The organism is Streptomyces sp. NPDC003284 (assembly GCF_053589675.1).
In genome coordinates, this window is the sequence record NZ_JBSFSI010000022.1 from 33320 (window position 1) to 58046 (window position 24727).

Below are 24727 nucleotides of genomic sequence, written 5' to 3' on the forward strand. Positions count from 1 at the left end.
ACGGGGGCCGTGCCGCCGTACCCGTCGTCGCGTACGCGGCGTGGTCAGGTGACGACGCCCGGGGTGACGTCCAGTTGCTGGTAGCCCCCGCCGCGGTGGCGCACGGTCAGCACCACCGAGCGGCCGGGGTCGGCCTCGGCCACCGCGCGCGCCAGGTCGGCCGCCGAGTCGATCCGCGTCCGGTCGAACACGAGCAGCACATCGCCGCGGACCAGCCCGGCCGAGTAGCCGGGGCCCGGCACATGGACGCCGACGACCCGCGCCCCGGGCTTCCCGTCGTCCACCGCCTCCACGCCGAGGGTCGGTCCCACCGGAACCGGCGCCGGCCGCACCGCCGCGGCGCCCTCCGGGCCGGACCCGGCCCCTGACCCGGCCCCGGACGCCGGTACCGCCGGGGCCGCCGCCGGACCCGCGAGGCCCGCGTGCCGCTGCGCCTCGGCCAGCCTGCTCGCACCGATCACCGTGGCGCCCACCGCGCCCAGCCCCACCCCGGCCAGCAGCAGCACCAGCCCGGCGCACAGGCCGCACAGCGCCCCCGCGAACCGGCGGCCGGGCCGCCGCTCGCCGGTGCCGGACGGGCTCCGCTCGCGCGAGGGGCCGCCCGCGGGCTCGGCACCGGGCAGGGGCTTGGGACGCAACGCAGTCTGTTCCATTCGTTCTCCTCCGGCTGGTGCCTACCCGGCGGGACGGCCCGCCACGAGCCACGAAAGGGTGAGAGCGCGGGCGACGGCTCGGGCGGCACGTAAGACCCCTGGACCGCACCGCCACGATCACGGCCGCAGGCACCGCAGCGCTGAACCGGCGCCGGTCCGGCACCGGTCCGGCGCCGGTTCAGCCGACGGGCAGCGCGCGGGCCGGGGTCGGCAGCGCGGGGGCCGGCGGGTGGTCCGGGAGGAAGCCGTGGGCGCGGCGGCCCAGCCACTCGGCCTTGTAGCGGTTGACGCTGCGGTGCCAGTTGAGGATGCCCGCCAGCCAGTTGCGCAGGTCGGCCACATAGCCCTCCATGGTCGCCCGCGCCTCGTCCGACAGCGCGAAGTCGTCGCAGACGACCGGAAGTTCGTGTGCCACGACATGTTCGAACTGGCGCATCCGCTGGGTCATCAGGTCGTGCACCACGGTGAGCGCCGCGGGGTAGTCGATGCCGAAGAAGTGCTGCACGACGAGGATCCCGTTGTGGATCTCGCCCTCGTACTCGATCTCCTTCTGGTAGGAGAAGACGTCGTTGAGCAGGCAGGCGTAGTCCATGGCGGCGTTCTCCAGGGACCGGACCGGCCCGCTGCGGTAGACCTCGGGCGGGATCGACGGGCCGTGTCCCAGCCGGCACAGGCTCAGGGTGAGGTCGGAGCCGAAGGTGGCGCGCCGCATCTCCAGGTAGTCGACGGGGTCGGGCACCCGGTTCTGCATCTGGTTGGCCAGCTCCCACACCCAGCTCTCGGTCATCGAGTCGATGGACTGTTTGAAGGTGCGCCGCTGGTCGGGGGTCATGTCGGCGGTGGTCCGCGCCCACAGGTCGGCCAGGCCCCGTTCCATGGCGTTGCCGGGGACGGTGGCCTCCTCGCCGTCGACCGGCATGCAGGCCGACAGCCGGGCGGTGGTCAGCCGGGCGGCGGCGAGGTCGCGGCGGTGGCCGTAGACCAGCGGGTAGTAGTCGTCGCCGTAGGTGCCCCAGGCGAGCCACTGCGCGCTGAGGTCCAGGGCCTCGGGTGTCGCGTCCGGGTCGAGTCCGGCCGAGCACAGCGCCAGGTCGTAGGCGTCGAGCTTGTCCTCGTCCCAGACGCCCTCGGCGAGGATCCCCATGCGGTGGCACCAGTCGGCGAGCCGCGGCCGGGAGCGGTCCAGATGCGGGCACAGCTCCAGCCGGAAGGGCATGTAGAGGTCGGGGATGCGCGAGGGGCCGACCTTCTCGTACGGGACGTGGCTGTGGGCGCGCAGCCGTTCGGCGGCGGCCACGGCGAGCAGCGCGGCCACGTCGACGCCCGAGGTGCCGGGCCCGGCCGGGGCCTGCCAGGGGCCGGCGGGGCGCGCGCGTTCGTTCATGTAGCGGCTGGAGCGGGTGTGCCATTCGTGGCCGCCGGACTGCCAGTCCTGGAGCCCCTTGGTGTACGCCGCCACCGCCGCGACCTGGCCGGGGGTGAGGCCCTTCTCCACGGCCAGGGCGGGCACTTCGGTGAGCGCGGTGTGCTCGAACTGATGCAGCCGCGAGGTGAGGACGTCGTTGACGGTGTCGGCGGCCTCCTGGGTGGTGCAGCCGAAGAAGGTCTCCAGGACGAGCACGCCGTTGCTCAGCTCGCCCTCGTCCTCGACCTCCCGCTGGTAGGAGAAGAGGTCGTTGCGCAGGTGCACGGCGTCGGAGAAGGTCTCCATCAGCACCCGCAGCGGCCTGGATCCGGCGACGACGGCGGGCACTTCGGCGGTGGCGTACTCCACGAGCCCGGCCGACCAGGGCGCGCCGCCGACCTTGCGGCGCATCTCGATGTACTCGACGGGGTTGGCGACCCGCCCTTCGTTGATGTTGGACAGCTCCCACAGGGACTCGTTCAGCAGGTGCTCGGTGGACACCGCGAACCGGCGGCGCCAGTCGGCCGACATCGCGGGGACCGTACGCGCCCACAGGTCGGCCAGGCCCGCCTCCACCGGGTTCTGCGGCTCGGGGACCTCGGTGGTGTCGTCCAGGGGCATGAACAGGGGCATCCGGTCCAGGTACGCCTTGCCGCCGGTCCGGTCCTGGCTGCGCTTGAAGGTCTCCAGGAAGTGGTCGTCGAAGAAGAAGACCCACACGTACCAGTCGGTGATGAGGGAGAGGGCGGGTCCGTCGCAGTCGGGGTGGGTGTAGGCGCAGAGCAGTCCGTAGTCGTGCGCGTCGAGGTCGGACTGCTCCCAGATCCCGGAGCCCTCCAGCATGCCCATGTCGCGGGCCCAGCGCGTCGAATGGGCGCGTGCCTCACCCAGGTGCGGGTTCAGCCGCGCCGGGTGGGGCATGTAGAAGTGCGGGAGTTCGAAGGGCTGCTGCGTCATGGCCGGGCCCTACCCGGGACGCTCCGCGACCATCCTCCGCCACCCATTCGATCACACCATCGCGTGAATCACCGCCGAACACCCCTCCCCCGGAGGCCGGTTCGGGCAGGCGGCCCCGGTGGCCCGGCCGCCCCGGCTCAGCCGGGCTCGATGTCGCGCTCCAGCTGCACCGCCAGGCTCAGATAGCGCGGCCGCCGGGGCACGGGCACCAGCCCGCGGATCAGCAGGTGCCACATCTCGGCCGTCCGGCGCGGCAGCCGGGCCACCGGCTCCAGCGGGCGGCCGGTGACACGGGTGCCGACGAAGAAGGAGACCAGGGAGCGCGCCGCGGCCTGGACGTCCACGTCGGGATGGATGTCGGCCTCCTTGACCGCGCCCAGCAGCCGGTGCGTGGCGATCTCCAGCCACTCGGTGAAGGGGTGGCGCAGCGGCGCGCGCACCTCCACCCCGCCGGTGGCGAGCCGCAGTCCGGCGCGGGCGATCGGGCCCTCCACGGAGAGCCGGGTGAACGCGAAGGTGATGCGCATCAGCGCTTCCAGGGACGAGCAGTTCCGCCCCTCCACCTCTCCGGTCACCTGACGCAGGGCCGCGGCCTGCAACTCCATGATGGCGTGGGCCAGATCGTCCTTGGCCGCGAAGTGGAAGTACAGGGCACCCTTGGTGACCTGCGCGTGTTCGACGATGTCGCTGAGGCTCGTCCGTTCGTAGCCGTTCCGGTCGAACAGGTCGGCAGCCGCCGTGATGATCGTCGAGCGCGTCTGCTCGGCCCGTAACTGCCTCGCCATGGCCAGAACACTCCAGGGATGTAACGAACGGGGCATGCTGTTTGTTTCTCGTTCGAGCCTACGATAGCCCACTCGCCCGACCCGTCACCAGGCGAACGGCAGTCCTGTTTACCCCGAATAATCAGCGGAAAAGCCCTCAAAGTAGGGCGAAAGCAGACTCGATAAAAACAGGGCGCGCGGTTTTATTTTGATCACCGTGGGCGCGACACGGGGGCCACCCGTCGACATCGGGGCGCGCGGACGTCGGTCCGCCGCGTGAGGGCGGCACTCGACGGTGCCCGGGAAGAGGTCCACCGCCGCACTCCACGCCTCGCCATGGACGCGATCGTAGCGGCGGCGGCCGGGCCCCTCGCGGACCGGTCCCGGCCTCCCGGACGGCGGGCGGAACTTATCCGGTGCCCCGCTAGTTTCTACGTTGCTGTAGATCTGACCTGACCGTCCCGGCCGCGCCCGGTTGCCGTGCGCGACCGGTGCGGCCATCCGACCTTTTGGAGAGCGACCATGGCCCTGTGGGACCGCATCAAGGATTCCGCGACGCAGATGCAGACCCAGTTGACGGCGAAGAAGAACGACCTGAAGAGCGGTGCGTTCCGCGACGCGAGCATGGCGATGTGCGCGCTCGTGGCCGCCGCCGACGGCACCGTCGACCCCTCTGAGCGGCAGCGCGTCGCCCAGTTGATCGCCACCAACGAGGTGTTGCAGAACTTCCCCGCCGACGATCTGCGCCGCCGTTTCGAGGACAATCTGAACAAGCTGACCGCCGACTTCGCCTTCGGCAAGGTGAGCGTCCTCCAGGAGATCGCCAAGGCGAAGAAGAAGCCCGCCGAGGCCCGCGCGGTCGTGCAGATCGGCATCGTCATCGGCGGCGCGGACGGCGACTTCGACAAGACCGAGCAGGCCGTGGTCCGCGAGGCGTGCTACGCGCTGGACCTCCCGCCGCACGAGTTCGACCTCTGAGCGGCGCGGACAGGGCGATGGCGGCACGCGGGCGGCGGTGGACCCGGCCGGTCCGGCGGGGCCGGACGGCCGCCGCGCCCGGCTGCGCGCCGCCGGTGTGCGGTCACAGCCCGGCCAGCACCGGAAGGAGCCGGGTGGCGGCCGTGACATCGGCCGTCAGCGGCCGGTCCTCCGTACCGGCCGGCAGCGCGGCGGCGGCCACGGCGAACACCGCGCAGCGCGGCGGCTCCCGCAAGCAGCGCAACGCGCGCACGGCGGTGACCAGTTCGCAGGCCAGGACGGTCGCGTAGGCGTCCACCGCGCGCAGGGTCTGGCGGACCGCCTGGGAGGCGAAGCTGGCCGCCTCCTCCAGTCCGTGGGAGAGCACCGCGTGACCGGCCGAGGCGGGCAGCGCGCAGGCCCGCAGCTCGGCCAGGGCCGAGTTGGCGGTGTACTCCAGGATCATGGTGCCGGAGCTGCCCGCCGGTCCGGAGGCGAGGAAGGCCGGCAGTCCGGTGAGGTCCGGGCGGCCGAGCGCGGCGAGGCGGGCGGCGGACAGCTGGGCGGTCTGGAGCAGCGCGAGGTCGAGCCCGTCCAGGGCGAGGCCCAGCGGAGCGGCGTAGAAGCCGCCGTGGTGGTGGGCGGTGGTGCCGTCCGCGCCGATGAGCGGGTTCTCCGAGGGGCAGTTGACCTCGGTCCGCACGACGCGGCGCAGCGCGTCCGCCGCGTCCAGCGCGGGCCCGTGCGCCTGCGGGAAGGCCCTGAATCCGAACGGGTCCTGGATCCGGCGCGCACCGCCGGTGCCCGTCCCGCCGGGCCCGCCGAGCAGCCGCCGCACCTCGGCGGCGGCACGGGCGGCTCCCGGATAGGGGCGCAGGGCGTGCACCTCGGGCGCGTACGCCTCCAGCGAACCGGAGACGGCGGCCAGCGAGAGGGCCGCCACGGCGTGCGTGGCCCGCAGCAGCACGTCGAGGTCGTGGCAGGCCAGGGCCGCCTGCCCGAGGGTGAGCGCGTTGCTGCTGAGCAGCGCGAGCGCGTCACCGGGCCGCAGGACGACCGGAGCGGGCAGCTCGGGGACGGCGGGCACGACCACGGCGGGGCCCGTGGCGGCGGCCGCGGCGGCCGGTGCGGGGGCGGTGGGCGGCACGGGCGCGGACGGCCCGCCCACGCCGTCCGGGACGGCGGCGGGACCAGGAGCGAGACCGGGAGCGGGAGCGGGAGCGGGAGCGGCGGTCCGCCAGGGGCGTTCGCCGATCAGGGTCAGGCCCGTCTGGGCCAGGGCCGTCAGGTCGCCGGTGCCGAGACCGCCGTACTCGTTGACGGCCGGGTGGACACCGAGGCGCAGCGCCTCGGCGAGGGCGGTGACGAAGGCGGGCTGGATGCCGGAGCCGCCGGCCAGGAGCTGGTTGGCGCGGACCGCCAGCATCGCCCGGACCTGGCGGGCGGGCAGCTCGGCGCCCGCGCCGCCCGCGTGACTGCGCAGCAGCCGCAGGCCGTGCCCGGTCCCTTCCGGATCCTCCACCGGCACCGAGCGGTGCGCGCCGACCCCGGTGCCGCGGCCGTAGAGCCGGCCGTCGCGGGCCAGCCGGTCCGCCGCCTTCCAGGAGCGGTGGGCGCGCGCCAGCGCCTCGGCCGGTACGAAGGGTTCGGCCGAGGCGTCGGCGAGGCGGACCACGTCGTCCGGGGTCAGCTCGCGCCCGTCCAGCACGACGCGGGCCCGGCCCGCTTCCCGGGGCGCCCACGCCGTGCTGCTCATCCCTGCGTCCTGATGGTCCTGTGTTCCGGTGCTCCCGCGGTGGTGCGGTCCGCGCCGGTGCGCGGTGGTGGGTCAGACGAGGCCGGCCGACTTCAGCCAGGCCTTGGCGACGTCCAGCGGGTCCTTGTTCTGCGACTGCACCTGGGTGTCCAGGTCCAGCAGGGTCGCCGTGTCCAGCTTGGCGGAGAGCGCGTTGAGCGCGTCGACGCCCTTCTTGTCCAGGCCGCTCTTGTAGACGAGCGGCTGCACGTTCTCGAAACCGAAGAGGTTCTTCGGGTCCTGGAGGACGACGAACTTCTCCTTGGCGATGGTCGGGTCCGTGGTGAACACGTCCGCCGCCTGCACGGTGTCCTTCTTCAGCGCGGCCTGGGTCAGCGGGCCGCCCGCGTCCAGCGCCTTGAACGACTTGAACTCCAGCCCGTACAGCGACTTCAGGCCCAGCAGGCCCTGCTGCCGGGTCTGGAACTCCGGCGAGCCGCCGATGACCATGTCCTTCGCCGCGTCCTTGAGGTCGGCGATGGAGGACTTGTCGGTCAGCTTGTACTTGTCCGCCGTCGCGGCGTTGACGGTGACCGAGTCCTTGTTCTGCGCGGGCGAGGGCTCCAGCAGCGTCAGCTTGGGGTCGAGCTTGGCGCCGATCGCGGCGGTGGTGGCGGCGACCGTCTTGGGGGCGGCGTCCTTGTCGAGATAGGCCAGCAGCGCCCCGTTGTACTCGGGCAGCACGGTGACGGAGCCGTTCTTGAGCAGGCCGTAGGTGGTCTCGCGGCTGCCGATGTTGTGCTTGTAGGTGACCTTGACGCCCTTCGCCTTCAGGGCCTCGCCGTAGATGTCGGCGAGCAGGATGCTCTCGGCGAAGTTGTTGGAGCCGACGACGACGCTGTCGCCGCTGGCCTTGCCGCCGGAGAGCGGGTCGCTGCCGGACTTGTCGTCGGAGGACGAACACCCGGCGACGAGTGCGGCGGTGGCGGCGAGGGTGACGACGGCCGTGCCGGTGCGCCTCGTGCTGGACCTGGTGCTCTTCGCGTAAGAAGTCACAATTCTCGTTCCGGGTCGGAAAGTCGTGGGGGCGTTACATGGACAGGGGGGACAGGGTGACAGGGGTGACAAGGGGGTACGGCATGCGGAACACCGCACTTTACTGATCCAATCCAGCCGCTTCTCGATCGGTCAAGGGCAGCCAGGTCACCGATTGGCTTCGATCCTGGTGCACTTGTGAAGCGCAAGCGATTGCTTCGTAATGCATTCTTGACATGGGACGCGTCTGACCGCGCTGCGAAGAAGCGATAGATTCCAGCGCAGTTGACATCGGCCACAGCGGTGGACTCGGACCGCTCCGGTGTCGTCGCGCATCATCGTTCTCATGACCGTCCCGGGTGGAGACACCCGTCGAAGGAGGCCCGGTGTCCACGAACGAGGTGGACGCGCCCGCCCGGCAGGCCCCGGCGCCGCCCCCGGCCGGCGGCATCAGGGAATTCGCCGACCGGTGGCCCTTCCGGCGCAAGCTCAACGTCCTGGTCGGTGTCCCGCTCGCCGTCGTCGGCCTGCTGCTCGCCTACCTCATCGCCGGACAGGTCGGCCAGGCCAGGGACGCGGCCGCCGCCGCCCGGCTGGTGCGGGACAGCGCCCAGGTCGCCGCGCTCGTCGACCGGGTGGAGGCCGAGCACCAGCAGGCGGTCCTGCTCTCCGTGCGTTACGAGGCCCAGGGCGTCGGCTCCCGGCCCTCCGCCACCGCCTACCGCACGGCGCAGGCCGCCGTCGACGCCCAGGTCGCCGCCGTCCGGCGGGCGTTCGGCGACCGGCTGCCCGCCACCGAGGCACAGGCCCTGAAGGAGATCGAGGGCCTGACCAGCCTGCGCGACACCGTGGAGCAGAGCTATCTGCCCGCCGACAACATCGACCCGGCCTACACCGGCGCCGCCAAGAACCTGATCGACGGTCTCGGCCTCGACCGCAACCCGGCGCTGGCCGCCACCTTCACCGGCAATCTGCTGGACTCCCTGCTGCGCGCCGACGCCGCCCACAGCTCCTTCGAGACGAGCGTGTTCTCGGCGACGACCGGTGACACCAACGCGCTGATCGAGTTCACCGGCGCGGTCGGCGCCTACGAGCTGTACACGTACCAGGCCGACCGCTTCACCCGGTTCGCCGGAGCCGCCCAGGCCGACCGGCTCGCGGACATGGAGCACACCGCCGACCAGCGCCGGATCGCCGAGGCGTACGCCGAACTCCAGATCGACCCGAGCGGTCTGCAGGCCAACACCCCGGACAAGATCCGGCGGGCCTTCCAGGACGCGCTGGCCGACTACCCGTCCTACCCCCGGCAGGCCGCCGCCCGGCTCCAGATCGCCTCCTCGCTCATCGGCGAGATCGCCGACACCGCCGACGACGCCTCGTCCGACGCCTGGTGGCGCGCCGCCGGACTGCTGGCCGCCGCGCTGCTCGGCTTCCTGTTCTGGCTCGGCTTCTCGGTGGCCGTGCGCCGCTCGGTGGTCCGGCCGGTGCAGGCGCTGACCGGGGCCGCGCAGGAGGTCTCCGCCGCCACCGGACGGGAGCTGGCCCGGGTCGCCGACGACGACGCCGACGACAGCGGACCGCCCCGGCTGAGGGACGTGCCGGTCACCGCGCGCGACGAGATCGGCGACCTCGCGGCGGCCTTCAACCAGGTGCAGACCACCGCCGCCGCGCTGCTGGAGCGCCAGGTGCTCAGCCGCCGCAACGTCGCCGAGATGTTCGGCAACGTCGGCCGCCGGGTCAGCAACCTCACCACCCGCCAGCTCGCGCTGATCGACGCGGTCGAGCGCGGCGAGACCGACCCGGCCCTGCTCGAACGCCTCTACTCCATCGACCACATCGCCGTACGCCTGCGGCGCAACGCCGACAGCCTGATGCTGCTGGCCGGCATCCGCGAGACCGTCCTGGACGCCGGACCCGCCGCGCTGACCAACGTGGTGCGGGCCGCGCTCGGCCAGATCGAGGGCTATCAGCGGGTACGCCTGTACGCCGAGACCGAGGTCATGGTGGCGCCGGACATCATCGGCGACCTCACGCTGATGGTGGCCGAACTCCTGGAGAACGCCGTGTCGTTCTCCCCGGCGGGCAGTCCCGTCGAGGTCACCGTGCGTTCGAACGCCGAGGGCGCGTCGATCGCGGTCGCCGACCACGGTCTGGGGATGAGCGCCGAGCGCCTCGCCGAGGAGAACGCCCGGCTGATCCGCCGCGAACGCCTCGACGTGGTGCCGACCAAGGTGCTGGGCCTGTTCGTGGTGGGCACGCTGGCCCGCCGCTGGGAGATCGAGGTCGCCCTGACCCGCACCCCGGGCGGCGGTGTCACGGCCGAGGTGGTGATCCCGTCCGCCCTGCTGCTGTCGCTGAGCGCGGTGGCCATGGCGGGCCCGGCGGAGGCCGCGGGATCGGCCGGATCGCGGACCGGCGCGGACCCCGCGCCCGCGGCGGCCCCCGCTGACGCGCCCGGCGCCGCCGGAGCGTCCGGTACCGGCGGACCCAGGCCCGCGACCGCCGTGGCGCCCGCGCACGCCCCGGCCGACGAGGACGAGCCCGGCCCGCTCCCGCGCCGGCTGCCCCGGCGCGAGCCCGCCGACGAGGCCACGGCCGGTCCCGGCACGAGCGACACCGGCACGAGCGACACCGATACGACCGGTACGGGTACGACCGGCACGGGTACGACCGTTCCCGGAGCGACCGGAGCGACCGGAGCGACGGCGCCCGAGCCCGTGCCCGCCGCCGAACTCCCGGCGGCCCCCGCCCCGTTCATCCCCCGGGCCCGCAAAGAGGCCATGCCCATGGGGGCGGCGCCCATGGAGGCGGCGCCCACGGAGGCCACGCCCGACCGGACGGCGTCCGGCCCGGAACCCGCCTCCCGGCCGCTGCGCCGACGTGTGCGCGGCGCCACCCTGCGCACCACGGCGGACGCCTCCGCCGCGAACGCCCACGAGAGCGCGCGGCCGGCCGACGCCGAGGCCGTACGGTCCGCGCTGGAGGAGTTCGAGGAGGCGGTGGAGCGCGCCCACCGCGACACCGCCGCCCCGCCCGCCTCTCCCCCGACCTCTTCGCGTCCCGCCACCCCCGGCACGCACCGCCAGAACGACCTCCCGGAAGGAGCCGAGCAGTGAGCACGTCGACAGGTGACACTCCGACGGGAGGCACCACGCCGACCGATCTCCAGGCCGCCGCAGCCGACTTCACCTGGCTGCTCAACCGCTTCGCGACCGAGACCGCCGGTGTCGTCGACGCCATCGCGGTCTCCTCCGACGGACTGCTCATCGCGGTCTCGCAACTGCGCGAGCACGCGGACTCCGAGCGGCTGGCCGCCATCGTCTCCGGCATCACCAGCCTGGCCGCCGGTGCCTCCGGCAACTACCGCCTCGGCGCCCTCAACAAGGTCATCATCGACCTGGAGGGCGGCCACGTCCTGGTCTCCGCGATCGGCAGCGGCGCGGTGCTCGGTGTGGTCACCGACAAGGAGGCCAAGCTCGGCAACATCGCCTACGAGATGACGCTGTTCGCCAACCGGGCCGGTGCCGCGCTCAGCCCGCAGCTCGTCCTGGAACTGAAGAACAACGTCGGCGCCACGTCGGCGCGCTGACCGGTCACCGCCGGTCGAGGAAGGAAGTAGCACCCATGGCGGACGGCTCCCCGCCCCCGGGAGGAGACCCGGTGGGCCCCGCCCCCGCCGTACGGCCGTTCCTGGTCACGGCCGGCCGGGTGGCGCCCACCGCCGCGGGCCGGCCGGTGCCCGTGGAGACCCAGGTGGTGGCCACCACCGCCGGGCTCGCGGCGCTGGACGGACTCTCCTTCGAACAGCGTGACATCATCGCGGCCTGCCGCGTGCCGCAGTCCATCGCGGAACTCGCGGCCCGGCTGCGGCTGCACCTCAACGTGGTACGGGTGCTCGCCGAGGACCTGCGGGCCGCCGGGCAGCTGACGGTGCACGTGCCCGACTCCGGCGCCACCCACGACGCCTCCGTCCTGCGCAGGGTTATCGATGGCCTGCGGGCCATCCCCGACTCCCGGGGAGTACTCCGTGACACCGACTGAACAACTCGCCCGCGGTGCCGCCGCCGGGGCGGCCGGGCAGAGCGCCGTACGGCCGCCGCTGCCGGTCAAAATGGTGATCGCGGGCGGCTTCGGCGTGGGGAAGACCACCGCGGTCGGCTCCATCTCCGAGATCGAGCCGCTGACCACCGAGGCGGCCATCACCGAGGTCGCCGCGGGCGTCGACGACCTCACCCACACGCCGCGCAAGACGACCACCACGGTCGCCATGGACTTCGGCTGCCTCACCATCGACCCGACGCTGAAGCTGTATCTGTTCGGCACGCCCGGCCAGGAGCGGTTCGGGTTCATGTGGGACGACATCGTGGAGGGCGCGGTCGGCGGCCTCGTCATCGTCGACACCCGGCGCCTGGACGACTGCTACGCGGCCGTCGACTACTTCGAGCACCGGCAGATCCCGTTCGCGGTGGCGCTCAACGCCTTCGACGGCCGGGTGGAGCACTCCCTCGAAGAGGTCCGCTGGGCGCTCGACGTGTCCGAGCGCGTCCCGGTGGTCGTCTTCGACGCCCGGGAACGCGGCTCGGTGCGCGACGCGCTGCTGGTGGTGCTGGAACTGGCGCTGGCCAGGACCGGGGCCTGAGGCCCGGCCCCCCTCGGCCGGTACGGGGACCGGGCGGCGTGCCGTCCGGTCCGCCGCGCCGGGGCGCCGGGTGTCAGGCGCCGCGCCGTACGCCCCGGGACACCGCGAGCCGTGCCGCGGCCCAGAACAGCACCAGGGTCACCAGCGCGAGACCGGCGACGAGACTGGCGCCGCCCACCACCTTCTCGTAGTTGCGCTGGTAGAGCCCGTCGATGACATAGCGGCCCAGGCCGCCGATGCCGACGTAGGCGGCGATGGTCGCCGTGGACACGATCTGGATGGCGCCCGAGCGCAGGCCGCTCAGGATCAGCGGGAGCGCGACGGGCAGTTCGACCTGGAAGAGGATCCGCGACTCCTGCATGCCCATGCCGCGGGCCGCGTCCACCGGCGACGGGTCGACCGAGCGCATCGACTCGTAGGTGGTCACCAGGATCGGCGGGACGGCGAGGACGACCAGCGGCACCATGACGGGCAGCAGCCCGAAGCCGACCAGGATGGTCATCAGGACCAGCAGGCCGAAGCTGGGCAGTGCCCGCCCGGCGGTGGCGAGGAAGGCGAGCGTGTTGCCGCCGCGCCCGTAGTGCCCGGTGACCAGGCCGACGGGCAGCCCGATGGCGGCGGCGACGGCGAGCGCGATCAGGCAGTACCGCAGATGCTCGGCGAGCCGGGTGGGGATGCCGTCGTAGCCGTGCCAGTGGGCGCTGTCGCTGAAGAAGGCGTTGACGAAGTGGAGTACGTTCACCGGACGGCGTCCTTCGGTGCGGGTGCGGCCGGCTCCGGCTCTGCCTGCGGTCCGCGGCGGCGGGTGCCGCGCGGCATCCACGGGGTCAGCAGGAGCCGTACGCCGACCAGCGCGGCGTCGGCGAGGATGGCGAGCGCCGCCGTGGTGACCACGGAGTTCACCGCCAGCTCGGGGCGGTGGTAGATGTTCGCGTCGTTGAGCAGGTTGCCGAGCGCGCCCTGGTTGCCGATCAGCATGCCGACGCTGACCAGGGAGATGCTGGACACGGTCGCCACCCGCAGACCGGCGAAGATGGCGGGCACCGCGATCGGCAGCTGCACCTGGAAGTAGCGGCGTACGGGGCCGAGGCCCATCGCGGTGGCGGCGGCCAGCGTCTCCTGCGGCACCGCGCGCACACCGTCGACGATGGCCGGGACGAGCACCACCAGGCTGTAGACGGCGAGCGGGATCATCACCGTCAGCTCGGTCTGGCCGGTGTAGTCGATGAGGAAGACGATGAAGGCCAGCGACGGGACGGCGTACAGCACGGTCGTCAGGCCGAGCACCGGCGGATAGAGCCAGCGGAAGCGCACGCACAGCTGCGCGATCGGCAGGGAGACCAGGAGTCCGGCCAGGACCGGCAGCAGCGCCTCGCGCAGATGCAGGCCGATCAGTCCGAACCAGCTGTGCTGGAGGTCGCTCGGCAGGTCGAAGAAGCGGTTCATCCGGCGACCCTGGCGTCGGTGGCGGCGGCGTCCCGGTGGCCCTCGGCGTGGGCGGCGCGGATGGCGGCGCCGATGGCCTGCTGCGAGACCACCCCGGCCGCGCGTCCCGACTCGTCCACGGCGACCGCCCAGCCGGTCGGCGAGAGCACCGCGCAGTCCAGGGCGGCGCGCAGCGACTCGCCCCGCGCGAAGGGCCGCCCGTGGGGCAGCAGCCGGTCCTGGTCGATCCGGCCGGGCGTCAGGCCGTCGGGGTCGCTCCAGCCGAGGGGGCGCCCTTCGAGGTCGGTGACGAGGAGGTAGGGCACGTCGGCGCGGGTGCGGGCGGCGATCTGCTCGGCGGTGGAGTCGACGGCGACGATCGGCTCGGTCAGCAGCTCCAGTTCGTCGGTGCCGAAGAAGGAGAGCCGGCGGATGCCCCGGTCGGTGCCGAGGAAGTCCTCGACGAAGGCGTCGGCGGGGTGCGTCAGCAGCTCGGCGGGCGGGGCGTACTGGGCGAGCCGGCCGCCGGTGCGCAGCACCGCGACCATGGTGCCGAGCTTGATGGCCTCGTCGATGTCGTGGGTGACGAAGACGATGGTCTTGCCCAGCTCGCCCTGGATGCGCAGCAGTTCCTCCTGGAGCCCCTTGCGCACCACGGGGTCGACGGCCGAGAACGGCTCGTCCATCAGCAGCACCGGCGGATCGGCGGCGAGCGCCCGCGCCACGCCGACGCGCTGCTGCTGGCCGCCGGAGAGCTGGTAGGGGTAGCGCTTGGCGAGCGCCGCGTCGAGGCCGACGCGCTCCATCAACTCCACCGCGCGCGCCCGGGACTTCTGCTTGTTCCAGCCCAGCAGGCGGGGCACGGTCGCGATGTTGTCGACGATGGTGCGGTGCTGGAAGAGCCCGGCGTTCTGGATGACGTAACCCATCGACCGGCGCAGGGTGTTGACGGGCTGTTCCCTGATGTCGGCGCCGTCGAGGAGGATGCGGCCCTCGCTCGGGTCCACCATCCGGTTGATCATGCGGAGCGTGGTGGTCTTTCCGCAGCCGGACGGTCCCACGAGGACGGTGATCGAACGGTCCGGTATCTCCAGCGAGAGCCGGTCGACCGCCACGGTGCCGTCCGGGTACCGCTTGGTGACTGAATCTATGCGTATCAAAACGCCGCATACCCTTCGGGTCTGGCAGGAGTTGCCCGCTCTCGGCCACGGTCGCGCGGGCCGTTGCGGAGAGAGTCTAGACGCCTGTGATTGCGGCAGGGTTGCGGCATCGGCGCCGGGGCGGGGCCCCTGGACACGGGCGCACGGCCGTACGCCACCCCGGAGCGCCGCCGTACGCCGCCCAGGAACACGGCCCTACGCCGCCCCGGCGCACGGACGGCGCCGCCGCCGGGCGCGGAGGACGGCCGGACTCTCCGGCAGAGCCACCGGGGTCCCGGAACCCGCGTCCCGGGGCCCCGGGACGCGCGGGGCCGCCGCCCCGGGAACGGCCGCCCCCTCCCCCTACGGACCCGCCACAGGACGAGATCCGGCCGCCCGCGCGCAGGGCGCGGCCTCTGCCACTCCACGCGCCGAGCCGCCCGGCGGCCCGGACCACGCGTGCGGGAGCACACGAGTGCGCGGCGCGGGTCGCGTCGGCCGGGGCCGCTCCCGCATGGCCCCCCGCCCCTGCGAGCAGGCCACCGCACTCCACGGTGGTCCCCGGCGCCGCGCAGGGAGGCCACCGGCCCGGGAACGGCGGACCGACCCGCCTCCCAGCGCGAGCCGCCGGACGAGATCCGCCCGCCCGGAGGCCGCACCTCCGGTCCGCGCACCGAGCCGCCCGCCGGGGCCGTCGGACCGGTCGGCGGGCGGGTGCGGGTGCGCGATGTGGTGCGGGGTGGATCGGGCGGGATCAGGTGCGGCCGGGGCCTCCGCTGCCGAAGGAGCCGCTGCCGCCCGGGGCCCAGCGGCTGCGGTGCTGGTCCTGGCTGCGGCGGGTGCCGGCGCCGTGCAGTTCGTGCGGCAGGATCCGCTTGCCGTCGTCGCCGCAGTGCACCTCGTCCGGCTCGCGCTTCTCGCTGATCTCCTCGATCGCGCCGGTGACCGGGAGGTGCGGCTGCTCCGACGTCTCGGGCCGCTTGGGCTCGCGGCGCATCACACCGATGCCCATGCCCACGGCCCAGACGAGCGCCACCACGACGACGAGCCCGCCGATGAAGGCACCGAACGTGGCCCAGATGTGCGGCGCCACGGCCAGTACGACGTTGGACGCTGTGCCCATGTCTTCCACCCGCCTCTGCGGAGATGCGGCGAAACAACCGGTGGCGCCAACGACGCCACCTGTGTCCCTATTGTCCCACCGCAATCAGTGTCCCACCACAGCGGACCACCGCAAAGGGCCGTGGACGACGGCCCGCTCAGCCCTCCGCGGGCCGCAGCCGCAGCGAGATGCTGTTGATGCAGTAGCGCTGGTCGGTCGGGGTCGGATACCCCTCACCCTCGAACACGTGCCCGAGATGCGAGCCGCAGCGCGCGCACCGCACCTCGGTGCGCACCATGCCGTGGGACCGGTCGTGCAACAGCTCCACCGCGTCGGTGTCCTTCGGGTCGAAGAAGGACGGCCAGCCGCAGTGGGACTCGAACTTGGTGTCCGAGGTGAACAGCTCGGCGCCGCACGCCCGGCAGGAGTAGACACCCTCGGTCTTGGTGTCGGTGTACTCACCGGTGAAGGCGGGCTCGGTCGCGGCCTGCCGCAGCACGGCGTACTCGGCCGGGTTCAGCTCCGCGCGCCACTGCTCGTCCGGCTTCTCCACGTCGTACGCCATGAGCCCTCAGCTCCTCACTCAGTTCTTCAGACGGTCCAGGATGCGCGGTCCGAGGTCGGTGACGTCGCCCGCGCCCATGGTGAGAACAAGATCACCGGCCTTCGCCATTCCCGCGACCGCGTCCGGCACCTCGGCCTTGTCGTGGACCGCGGTGACGTCGGCGCCCGCGGCCCGTGCCGCCTCGATGATCAGCTCGCTGGTGACGCCGGGGACCGGGTCCTCGCGGGCCGGGTAGATGTCCAGCACCACGCAGGCGTCGGCGAGGGCCAGCGCCTGCCCCATCTCCTTGCCCAGCTCCTGGGTGCGGGAGAACAGGTGCGGCTGGAAGACCACCAGGATCCGGGCGTCGCCCACGGCGCCGCGCATGGCCTCCAGGTCGGCCGTCATCTCGGTGGGGTGGTGGGCGTAGGAGTCGATCACCTGGACCCCGGCGGCCTCGCCCTTGAGCTGGAGGCGGCGCTTGACACCGGTGTAGGCGGCGAGCGCCGGGGCCAGTTCGGCGGCCGGGATGCCGAGGGCGGCACCGGCGGCCAGCGCGGCGACCGCGTTGTGCGCGTAGTGGCGGCCGGGCACGGAGACCGTGAAGGTCAGTTCGGCGCCGTCCAGCAGGACGGTGACCTCGCTGCGCAGCCCCTGCGGCCGCACGGACAGGACGCGCACGTCGGCGTCCTCGGACTCGCCGTACGTCACCGTGCGCACCGAGCCCGCCAGGCGCCGGGTCAGCTCGCGGGCGCCCTCGTGGTCGGCGGTGATCACCAGTGTGCCGCCGGGCACGATCTTCCCGGCGAAGGTCTCGAAGGACTCGTAGATCTCGTCCATCGAGGCGTAGTTGGCGTGGTGGTCGAGTTCCACGTTGAGGACGATGGCGACCTCGGGGGCGTACGTGTGGAAGCTGCGGTCGGACTCGTCCGCCTCGGCGACGAAGATCTCGCCGGTGCCGTGCAGCGCGTTGGAGCCGGGGGCGTCCAGGTCGCCGCCGATGGCGTACGAGGGCTCCCGGCCCAGCGCGGTGAGGGAGACGGCCAGCATCGAGGTGGTGGTGGTCTTGCCGTGGGTGCCGGCCACCGCGATCGGGCGCAGGCCGTGCATCAGGGCGGCCAGCGCGTCGGAGCGGTGGACCACCGGGATGCCCAGCTCGGCCGCGCGCACCAGCTCCGGGTTGTCCGCGCGGATCGCCGAGGAGACGACGACGCAGGTCGCGTCGTCGGCGAGGTGCCCGGCCGCGTGCCCGATGTGCACGGTGGCGCCCAGCGCGCGCAGCGCCTCGGCGGTCGCCGACTCCTTGGCGTCGCTGCCGGCCACCTCGGCGCCGCGCTGGGCGAGGATCTTGGCGATGCCCGACATTCCGGCGCCGCCGATGCCGATGAAGTGCGGTCGGTCCATGGCGGTAGGAAGGCCGGGTGCCATGCGCTGTTCTCCCCAGGTGGTGCGGCGTCGGTACGAGGTGCGCCGGCCGCGGGCGCGGGGCGCCGCCCCAGCCTATGCCTTGCTGTGGGAGAACAGCTTCAGGACCGGCACGCCGACCTTGTGGCGGGCCCGGGAGGCCCAGTCGCGGTGGAAGAACTCCTCCACGTAGTGCGGATCGGTGAGCACGATCACCTCGTCGGCGCCCACCTCGGCGACCAGGGACTTCAGCGCGTCCAGCGGGTGGTCCTCGACGAGTCTGCCGTCGGCCTGCCGGCCGGCGGCGTGCAGCGCGGTCAGGGAGACCTCCAGGGCCTGTTCTCCCTCGGGCTTGGCCGCGTCGCCCTCCGGGGTGCCGCCCTCGCGCGCGGCCTCGTCGATCTCGCCGAGCGCGATGTCGTCGATGGCCCGCAACAGCCGGTCGGCCTGGTCGCCGCGCGGCTGGAGCAGTACGTGGAAGGCGACCTGCTCCTCCCCGTGCAATGTGGTGACGAACTCCACGTCGGCGGACGTCAGGGCCTTCTCGATCATCAGTACGCTTGTGAACACCAGACGCCCTTTCTCGTGTGAGGGCCGCGCCCTCTCTGCTACCTCCGTGTGGGCCGAAGCAGCCCCCGCAGAAACCATCCTGCCCTGTGATCGCACGGGTATCGCGGCTTTTCCTCCGCCTGCCACCACCTGAACGGAATTACCAATTCCGTTTGCTGGACACGGCGGGCCGCACACCGCTCGCCGCGGACCCTCGGGGACCGCCGTCAGGCCCGCCGGTACCGGCTGAACAGGAAACCCTCCTCCTCCAGCAGGGACGCCAGGACGAACCGGTGCGGGACGGCGACCGAGGGGCCGCCGGCGATGCGCTGCGCGTCGCCCGCGGTGAGCATCGGCGCGACGGTCAGGCACAGCTCGTCGAGGACGCCGGAGGCGACCATCTGGCCGAGCAGCCGCGGGCCGCCCTCGGTGAGCAGCCGCGTGTGCCCGAGACCGGCCAGCGCCCGCACGGCCCGCGCCGGGTCCACCCCGGCCCCGTCACCGGCGATCACCACCCGGGCGCCCGCCTTCTCGGCCGCCGCGACGCGGTCCGGGGCCGCCGCCGCTCCGGTGAGGACCAGCGTGGGCACCAGGGGCGAGGTGAACAGCGGCAGCGAGAAGTCCAGCTCAAGACCGGCGGTGACGACCGCGACGGCCGGGGCGGGGCCCTGCCCGGCCGCCGCCCGCAGCGCGGCGAACTCCGTCCGCGCCCGCGCCGGACGGTAGCCCTCCTGCCGTACGGTCTCGGCGCCGACCACCACCGCGTCGGCCAGCGCCCGCAGGGTGCCGAAGATCCGCATGTCGGCGGCGCCGGAGAGGGGCTGCGAACGGCCCTCGTGCTGCGCCGCCCCGTCCAGCGTGGAGACCATGTTGGCCCGCAGCCAGGCCGTCCCGCCGCCCGGCGCGAGCTCGGGATAGGCGTAGACGGCGGCCAGCTCGGCCAGGGTCCACTCCCGGTCCGCGAGGGCGTCCGGCACGCTCCCCGGGCCGGTCCCGGCGGCCCCCCTCGCGGGCTGGGCTGGTGTTTCTTCGGTCACAGGGAACAGGCGTCGCATGCCGTGCAGTGTTCCACGCGGCTTACCATGGGGAACCGTGTCGTCCTCCACAGCCGGCTCCCGGCTCAGCCCCGTGACCGGTACCTCCCCCACCGCCCTCGGCGCCCCTCTCTCCCTGTGCGCCCGCGAACCGCACGTCCCGGCGGACCGGCTGGTCGCCGAGATGGTGCCGCCGCCGCGCTTCGACTCGGTCCGCTTCGCCACGTACATCCCCGACCCGAAGCAGCCGACGCAGACGGAGGCCGTGCGGGTCCTGGAGGACTTCGCCGCCGGACTCGGCGGCGCGCACGCCGCCGGGCCCGCCCGGCGCGGGCTCTTCGGCTTCGGCCGCGCCAAGGCCCCCAAGGTGCCCGCCGGGCCCCGCGGGGTCTACCTGGACGGCGGCTACGGCGTCGGCAAGACCCACCTGCTGGCCTCCCTGTGGCACGCCACCCCGGCCGAGCCCGCCCTGAAGGCGTTCGGCACCTTCGTGGAGCTGACCAACCTGGTCGGCGCCCTCGGCTTCCAGCAGACGGTCCGGACGCTGTCCGGGCACCGGCTGCTGTGCATCGACGAGTTCGAGCTGGACGACCCCGGGGACACCGTGCTCGTCTCCACCCTGCTCGGCCGGCTGGTCGACGCGGGCGTCGCGCTCGCCGCCACCTCCAACACGCTCCCGGGCAAACTCGGCGAGGGCCGGTTCGCCGCCGCCGACTTCCTGCGCGAGATCCAGGGCCTGTCGGCACACTTCCGCCCGCTGCGCATCGACGGCGAGGACTACCGCCACCGCGGCCTGCCCGAGGCACCGGCCCCGTTCTCCGACGAGCAGGTCACCAAGGCGGCGCACGCCACCGGGAACGCCTCCCTCGACGACTTCACCGACCTGCTGGGACACCTGGCCCGGGTGCACCCCAGCCGCTACGGCGCGCTCACCGACGGCCTCGGGGCCGTCTGTCTGACCGGGGTCGGCCCGGTGCCGGACCAGTCGACCGCGCTGCGGCTGGTGGTCCTCGCCGACCGGCTCTACGACCGCGAGGTGCCCGTCCTCGCCTCCGGACGGCCCTTCGACCGGCTGTTCAGCGAGGAGATGCTGAACGGCGGCTACCGCAAGAAGTACTTCCGCGCGATATCCCGGCTCACCGCGCTCGCCCGGGACGCCAAGGGGCTCGTCGGACCCTCCTGACCTGACCGGCGGCCGTGCGCGGCCGCTCCCCGTACGGGTCCCGCCCCGCGGGGCGGGACCGTACCGCTCCGGGGACTCGACCGTCCTCTCGCGCCGGGCCTATCGTGGAATGAGGCCCTGCAAGGGCGCGGGACGACTGTCGAGGAGTCGTCATCATGCTTCAGGACGTACTGACCGCCGTGGTCGCCGCGGGCTGCGCCGGTCTCGTGTACCTCGCGGCGGCGGCCCGGGTCGTCAAGCAGTACGAGCGCGGGGTGGTGCTGCGGCTCGGCCGGTTCGCCGGCGGCCCGCGCGATCCCGGCTTCACCATGATCGTGCCGTTCGTGGACCGGCTGTACAAGGTCAACATGCAGATCGTCACGCTGCCGATCCCCGCCCAGGAGGGCATCACCCGGGACAACGTGACCGTGCGGGTGGACGCGGTCGTCTACTTCAAGGTGGTCGACCCGGCCAGCGCGGTCATCCAGGTCGAGGACTACCGGTTCGCGGTGTCCCAGATGGCCCAGACCTCGCTGCGTTCGATCATCGGCAAGAGCGACCTGGACGATCTGCTCTCCAACCGGGAGAAGCTCAACCAGGGACTGGAGCTGATGATCGACAGCCCGGCGATCGGCTGGGGCGTGCAGATCGACCGCGTGGAGATCAAGGACGTCTCCCTGCCGGACACGATGAAGCGGTCCATGGCCCGGCAGGCGGAGGCCGACCGGGAGCGGCGGGCCCGGATCATCAACGCCGACGCGGAGTTCCAGGCGTCGAAGAAGCTGGCCGAGGCCGCCCAGCAGATGGCCGACACACCGGCCGCGCTGCAACTGCGGCTGCTCCAGACGGTGACCGCGGTGGCCACCGAGAAGAACTCCACCCTGGTCCTGCCCTTCCCGGTCGAGCTCCTGCGCTTCCTGGAACGGGCCCACCAGCAGCCACCGGCCCCCGCCGAGACCGCAGCACCGGCAGCGCCCGCAGCACCGGCACCGCCCCCGTCCGCGCCCCCGGTCCCGCCCGCACCACCGGCGCACGCCCTCGGCAACGGCGACGCCCCGGCCGGGGAGCCACCCGCCGCCACGCCCGGCGGCACCGCCGTACCGGAGGCACCCGGCGGGCCTCCCGCCGAGGCACCGTTCGATCCCCCGGCCGACGCCGCCTCGGTGACCCCGGTCAGGGCGGCGGCCGACGCCGCGGCACCCGACCGCCCCGAGCACTGACCCGCCCGGCCGCCCGGCCGACCCCGGCCGACCCCGTCCACCCGCGCCCGCCCCCGCCCGGCCCCGTCGTGACCCGCCCGCGACGGGGTACCCGGCGGCCATGGACGACGCACAGCGGCAGGAACAGCACCCCGGGCAGCCGCGCGGGCGGCGGCGTGTCGACGGCTCGTACTGGATCGAGACGGCCCCGGGTCCCGGGCGCCCCGCGCTCACCGAGGACCTGGACGTCGACGTGGTCGTGATCGGCGCCGGCATGGCCGGGCTCAGCACGGCGTACGAGCTGACGCGGGCGGGGCTCGGCGTGGCGGTGCTGGAGGCGCGGCGGGTGGCGGCGGGCGTCACCGGGCACACCACGGCCAAGCTGACCGCGCTGCACACCCTGGTCTACGACCGGCTGCGCCGGACCCGCGACGCGCGGGCGGCCGGGCTGTACGCGCGCTCGCAGTCCGAGGCGGTCGAGCGCGCCTGGTCGCTGGTGGACGAGCTGGGCATCGAGTGCGAGTGGGAGACCCGCAGCGCGTACACCTACGTCCGGGACGCGGACCGGGTGGCCGAGGTGCGCGCCGAGGCGGAGGCGGCCCGGGAGGCCGGTCTTGCCGCGTCGTTCGTGACGGAGACCGGGCTGCCGTTCCCGGTGGCGGGCGCGGTGCGGGTGGCCGGGCAGGCGCAGTTCCATCCGCGCAAGTATCTGCTGGCCCTGACGGCGGACCTGGTGGCGCGGGGCGGCCGGGTCTTCGAGAACACCGTGGTGCGGGGCCTGTCGGAGGGCGAGCCGTGCCGGGTGACGACCGCGGGGGGCGCCACGGTGCGGGCCCGGCACGTGGTGGTCGCCACGCACTATCCGGTGTTCGACCGGGCGCTGCTGTTCGCCCGGCTCGCCCCGCGCCGCGAACTGGTCGTGGCCGGACCGGTCGGCACCGCCGAGGACCCGGACGGCATGTACATCACCCCGGAGGAGAACACCCGTTCGGTGCGCACGGCACCGTACGGCACCGACGGGCAGCGCCTCCTCGTGGTCACCGGCGAGCACTTCACCCCGGGCACCGGCGACAGCCGGGCACGCCTCGACCGGCTGACGGCCTGGGCGGGCGAGCACTTCCCCGGCGCCGCGCTCACGCGCTCCTGGGCGGCCCAGGACACCGACCCGACCGACACCGTGGCGATGGTCGGCCCACTGCACCAGGCGGCCCGCAACACCTACGTGGCCACCGGCTTCGGCGGCTGGGGGCTGAGCGGCGGCATCATGGCGGGCGGACTGCTCACGGCACTGATCACCGGCCGGGACTGCCCGTGGCGCGAACTGTACGACCCGCGCAGGCTGCGGACCGCCGTCCGGGAGGCGCCCGCCCTCCTGAGGAACCAGGCCGAGGTCGCCCGGCACTTCGTCGGCGACCGGCTGCGCCCCTCCCCGCCCGTCGAGGCGATCGCACCGGGCGAGGGCGCCGTGGTCCGGTCCGGCCTCGACCACCTCGCGGTGTACCGCGACGACGAGGGAAGCACGCACACGCTGTCCGCCCGCTGCACCCACCTGGGCTGCCTGGTCGCCTTCGACTCCGCCGAGCGCGCCTGGGAGTGCCCCTGCCACGGCTCGCGCTTCGACACCGAGGGCAGGGTGCTCCAGGGCCCGGCGACCGAGCCGCTGGAGCGGCGGGAGCGGTGAGCCACCGCGGCCGGAGCCGCCCCGGGCCGGGATCCGCCCCGGCCGTGGCGGGCCGCTCGGCGGGTGACCACCGGCCGGGTGACCGCACGGCCCCGCCGCCGTTCATATGACCGGAGAGCGTCCTACTTTCGTCGGGTGATCCCACTTGTACGACGTATCGCCCGTTATGCCGCCGCCGGTGTCCTGAGCACCGCGCTCGCCTCCCTCGCCGCCTGCGGCTCCGCCCAGAGCACCCAGGCCACCCGCGCCGGGCACCCGGACTCCCCCGTCTCCCCCTCGTCCGCGGCCCCCGCGAAGCCCTCGCCCACCACGCCGTCCAAGCCGCCCCGGCTCACCCCCGGGCCCGGCGGGCTGACGCCCGTGTTCACGCACGGCCCCCGGGACAAGGGCAAGACCGTCGCCTTCACCTTCGACGCCGACATGACCGCCGACGAGGGGCGCCGCGCGGCCTCCGGCGAGCACTTCGACAACCCGGAGCTGATCGCCGCGCTGCGCGCCCTCAAGGTGCCCGCCACCGTGTTCATGACCGGCAAGTGGGCGGAGACGTACCCCGACCAGGCCCGTTCCATCGGCACGGACCCCCTGTTCGAACTCGCCAACCACTCCTACAGCCACTACGCGTTCACCGGCGACTGCTACGGCCTGCCGACGGTCACCGCCGACCAGGTCCGCCCCGACGTGGAACGCGCGTACACGGCCTTCGCCAAGGCGGGCGTCCCGCACCCGATGCCCTACCTCCGCTTCCCCGGCGGCTGCTACGACTCCCAGGTGCTGCGCACGCTCGCGCCCCTCGGTGTCACCGCCGTGCAGTGGGACGTGGTGAGCGGCGACGCGTTCGCCACCGACGCGGACGCCGTGGTCCGGCAGGTGCTCGACGGGGTGAAGCCCGGCTCGGTCGTGGTCATGCACTGCACGCGCAGCGCTGCCCCGACCACCGAGCGCGTGGTGCGCGCGGTCGTGCCGGAGCTGCGCAAGCAGGGCTACCGCTTCGTGAAGGTGTCCGACATGATCGGGGCCTCGGCGGGCCGCACCTGAGGCGTCCTACGCTGGAACCATGAGCGTGGACCACGGGAACGACACGAACGGCGCGAGCGGCGGCGGCACGGCCGGGGAGGACGGCGGCACCGGGTACTGCGTGACCGGCGCGCCCCTGCCGCCCAGGGCCGACGGGCCGCCGTACGCGGAGTGTGTGCTGTGCCGGGAACCGACCGAGTACCCGGAGTCGTACAAGGGGATCACCCTCTGCCCCGTCTGCGCGTGGCAGGAGGCGCAGCGCACGGCCTGCTCGGGCTGACTCCGCCGTCGCCCCGGTCGCCCCCTCCACCGGGTTCCCCGGGCGGCCG

At 73.6% G+C, this 24727-nt stretch carries 23 protein-coding genes; 10 read left to right on the forward strand and 13 right to left on the reverse strand.

Features of this window, described 5'->3' with window-relative positions:
- Positions 1-44: 44 nt before the first annotated feature.
- From ACWDYF_RS31705 to ACWDYF_RS31715, 3 genes are all read right to left on the reverse strand, one after another.
- The gene (locus tag ACWDYF_RS31705) at positions 45-653 is read right to left on the reverse strand and encodes a PDZ domain-containing protein (protein WP_389473882.1); all 609 of its coding nucleotides are present in this window, start codon (positions 651-653) and stop codon (positions 45-47) included.
- A 178-nt stretch (positions 654-831) separates the two neighbouring features.
- A complete protein-coding gene (gene cyc2, locus ACWDYF_RS31710) occupies positions 832-3015 on the reverse strand; it encodes a germacradienol/geosmin synthase Cyc2 (protein ID WP_389473885.1) in 2184 nt (727 codons plus the stop codon).
- Positions 3016-3152: 137 nt separating this feature from the next.
- On the reverse strand, positions 3153-3800 hold the full coding sequence (locus ACWDYF_RS31715) for a ScbR family autoregulator-binding transcription factor (RefSeq protein ID WP_018564390.1): 648 nt from the start codon (positions 3798-3800) through the stop codon (positions 3153-3155).
- A gap of 501 nt (positions 3801-4301) precedes the next feature.
- Here ACWDYF_RS31715 and ACWDYF_RS31720 point away from each other — a divergent pair.
- Complete coding sequence (locus tag ACWDYF_RS31720) at positions 4302-4757, forward strand: tellurite resistance TerB family protein (protein ID WP_018564391.1); 456 nt, start codon at positions 4302-4304, stop codon at positions 4755-4757.
- Positions 4758-4860: 103 nt separating this feature from the next.
- On the opposite strand, the gene ACWDYF_RS31725 is transcribed toward ACWDYF_RS31720, so the two are convergent.
- Positions 4861-6492: an aromatic amino acid lyase gene (locus tag ACWDYF_RS31725; RefSeq protein WP_389473889.1), complete on the reverse strand. Its 1632-nt coding sequence runs from the start codon at positions 6490-6492 to the stop codon at positions 4861-4863.
- A 72-nt stretch (positions 6493-6564) separates the two neighbouring features.
- On the reverse strand, positions 6565-7527 hold the full coding sequence (locus tag ACWDYF_RS31730) for an ABC transporter substrate-binding protein (RefSeq protein ID WP_018564393.1): 963 nt from the start codon (positions 7525-7527) through the stop codon (positions 6565-6567).
- Positions 7528-7892: 365 nt separating this feature from the next.
- Here ACWDYF_RS31730 and ACWDYF_RS31735 point away from each other — a divergent pair, with 365 nt between their 5' ends.
- The 4 genes from ACWDYF_RS31735 to ACWDYF_RS31750 are packed head-to-tail and all read left to right on the forward strand — an operon-like array spanning position 7893 to position 12145.
- On the forward strand, positions 7893-10622 hold the full coding sequence (locus ACWDYF_RS31735) for a sensor histidine kinase (protein ID WP_389473891.1): 2730 nt from the start codon (positions 7893-7895) through the stop codon (positions 10620-10622).
- Positions 10619-11095 carry a roadblock/LC7 domain-containing protein gene (locus tag ACWDYF_RS31740; protein ID WP_018564395.1) on the forward strand — a complete coding sequence of 159 codons (477 nt, stop codon included), beginning with the start codon at positions 10619-10621 and terminating at the stop codon, positions 11093-11095. Before ACWDYF_RS31735 ends, ACWDYF_RS31740 begins: the two co-directional genes overlap by 4 nt.
- 35 nt (positions 11096-11130) lie before the next feature.
- The gene (locus ACWDYF_RS31745; RefSeq protein WP_018564396.1) at positions 11131-11547 is read left to right on the forward strand and encodes a DUF742 domain-containing protein; all 417 of its coding nucleotides are present in this window, start codon (positions 11131-11133) and stop codon (positions 11545-11547) included.
- Positions 11534-12145 carry a GTP-binding protein gene (locus ACWDYF_RS31750; protein WP_037889347.1) on the forward strand — a complete coding sequence of 204 codons (612 nt, stop codon included), beginning with the start codon at positions 11534-11536 and terminating at the stop codon, positions 12143-12145. Before ACWDYF_RS31745 ends, ACWDYF_RS31750 begins: the two co-directional genes overlap by 14 nt.
- Positions 12146-12218: 73 nt before the next feature.
- Here ACWDYF_RS31750 and ACWDYF_RS31755 read toward each other — a convergent pair whose 3' ends face one another.
- The 8 genes from ACWDYF_RS31755 to ACWDYF_RS31790 form a co-directional block, all read right to left on the reverse strand.
- A complete protein-coding gene (locus ACWDYF_RS31755; protein WP_381739803.1) occupies positions 12219-12887 on the reverse strand; it encodes an ABC transporter permease in 669 nt (222 codons plus the stop codon).
- The gene (locus ACWDYF_RS31760; RefSeq protein WP_018564399.1) at positions 12884-13591 is read right to left on the reverse strand and encodes an ABC transporter permease; all 708 of its coding nucleotides are present in this window, start codon (positions 13589-13591) and stop codon (positions 12884-12886) included. The genes ACWDYF_RS31755 and ACWDYF_RS31760 overlap by 4 nt, the downstream gene beginning before the upstream one ends.
- Positions 13588-14730, reverse strand: coding sequence for an ABC transporter ATP-binding protein (locus tag ACWDYF_RS31765; RefSeq protein ID WP_389473898.1), 1143 nt, complete (start codon positions 14728-14730; stop codon positions 13588-13590). Before ACWDYF_RS31765 ends, ACWDYF_RS31760 begins: the two co-directional genes overlap by 4 nt.
- A 733-nt stretch (positions 14731-15463) precedes the next feature.
- Complete coding sequence (locus tag ACWDYF_RS31770; RefSeq protein ID WP_018564401.1) at positions 15464-15832, reverse strand: DUF6479 family protein; 369 nt, start codon at positions 15830-15832, stop codon at positions 15464-15466.
- Between the two features lie 136 nt (positions 15833-15968).
- Complete coding sequence (gene msrB / locus ACWDYF_RS31775) at positions 15969-16376, reverse strand: peptide-methionine (R)-S-oxide reductase MsrB (RefSeq protein WP_018564402.1); 408 nt, start codon at positions 16374-16376, stop codon at positions 15969-15971.
- Positions 16377-16394: 18 nt separating this feature from the next.
- Positions 16395-17783 (reverse strand): UDP-N-acetylmuramate--L-alanine ligase, encoded by a 1389-nt coding sequence (murC, locus tag ACWDYF_RS31780; protein ID WP_389473901.1) that lies wholly within the window; start codon positions 17781-17783, stop codon positions 16395-16397.
- A 72-nt stretch (positions 17784-17855) separates the two neighbouring features.
- Complete coding sequence (locus ACWDYF_RS31785) at positions 17856-18329, reverse strand: indole-3-glycerol phosphate synthase (protein WP_381739799.1); 474 nt, start codon at positions 18327-18329, stop codon at positions 17856-17858.
- Positions 18330-18535: 206 nt separating this feature from the next.
- Positions 18536-19363, reverse strand: coding sequence for a pyrimidine reductase family protein (locus ACWDYF_RS31790; protein ID WP_389473903.1), 828 nt, complete (start codon positions 19361-19363; stop codon positions 18536-18538).
- Between the two features lie 37 nt (positions 19364-19400).
- Between ACWDYF_RS31790 and zapE the strand changes: the two genes are divergently transcribed.
- The 5 genes from zapE (at position 19401) to ACWDYF_RS31815 (ending at position 24678) form a co-directional block, all read left to right on the forward strand.
- Positions 19401-20525 (forward strand): cell division protein ZapE, encoded by a 1125-nt coding sequence (gene zapE, locus ACWDYF_RS31795; protein ID WP_381739795.1) that lies wholly within the window; start codon positions 19401-19403, stop codon positions 20523-20525.
- Positions 20526-20680: 155 nt separating this feature from the next.
- Entirely contained in the window at positions 20681-21724 is a 1044-nt protein-coding gene (locus ACWDYF_RS31800; protein ID WP_389473906.1) for a slipin family protein, read from the forward strand.
- Between the two features lie 100 nt (positions 21725-21824).
- The gene (locus tag ACWDYF_RS31805; protein WP_389473908.1) at positions 21825-23384 is read left to right on the forward strand and encodes an FAD-dependent oxidoreductase; all 1560 of its coding nucleotides are present in this window, start codon (positions 21825-21827) and stop codon (positions 23382-23384) included.
- A gap of 135 nt (positions 23385-23519) precedes the next feature.
- Positions 23520-24419, forward strand: a complete 900-nt coding sequence (locus ACWDYF_RS31810) for a polysaccharide deacetylase family protein (RefSeq protein WP_389473910.1) — start codon at positions 23520-23522, stop codon at positions 24417-24419.
- A gap of 19 nt (positions 24420-24438) precedes the next feature.
- Entirely contained in the window at positions 24439-24678 is a 240-nt protein-coding gene (locus ACWDYF_RS31815) for a hypothetical protein (protein WP_381739788.1), read from the forward strand.
- The last annotated feature ends 49 nt before the right edge of the window (positions 24679-24727 follow it).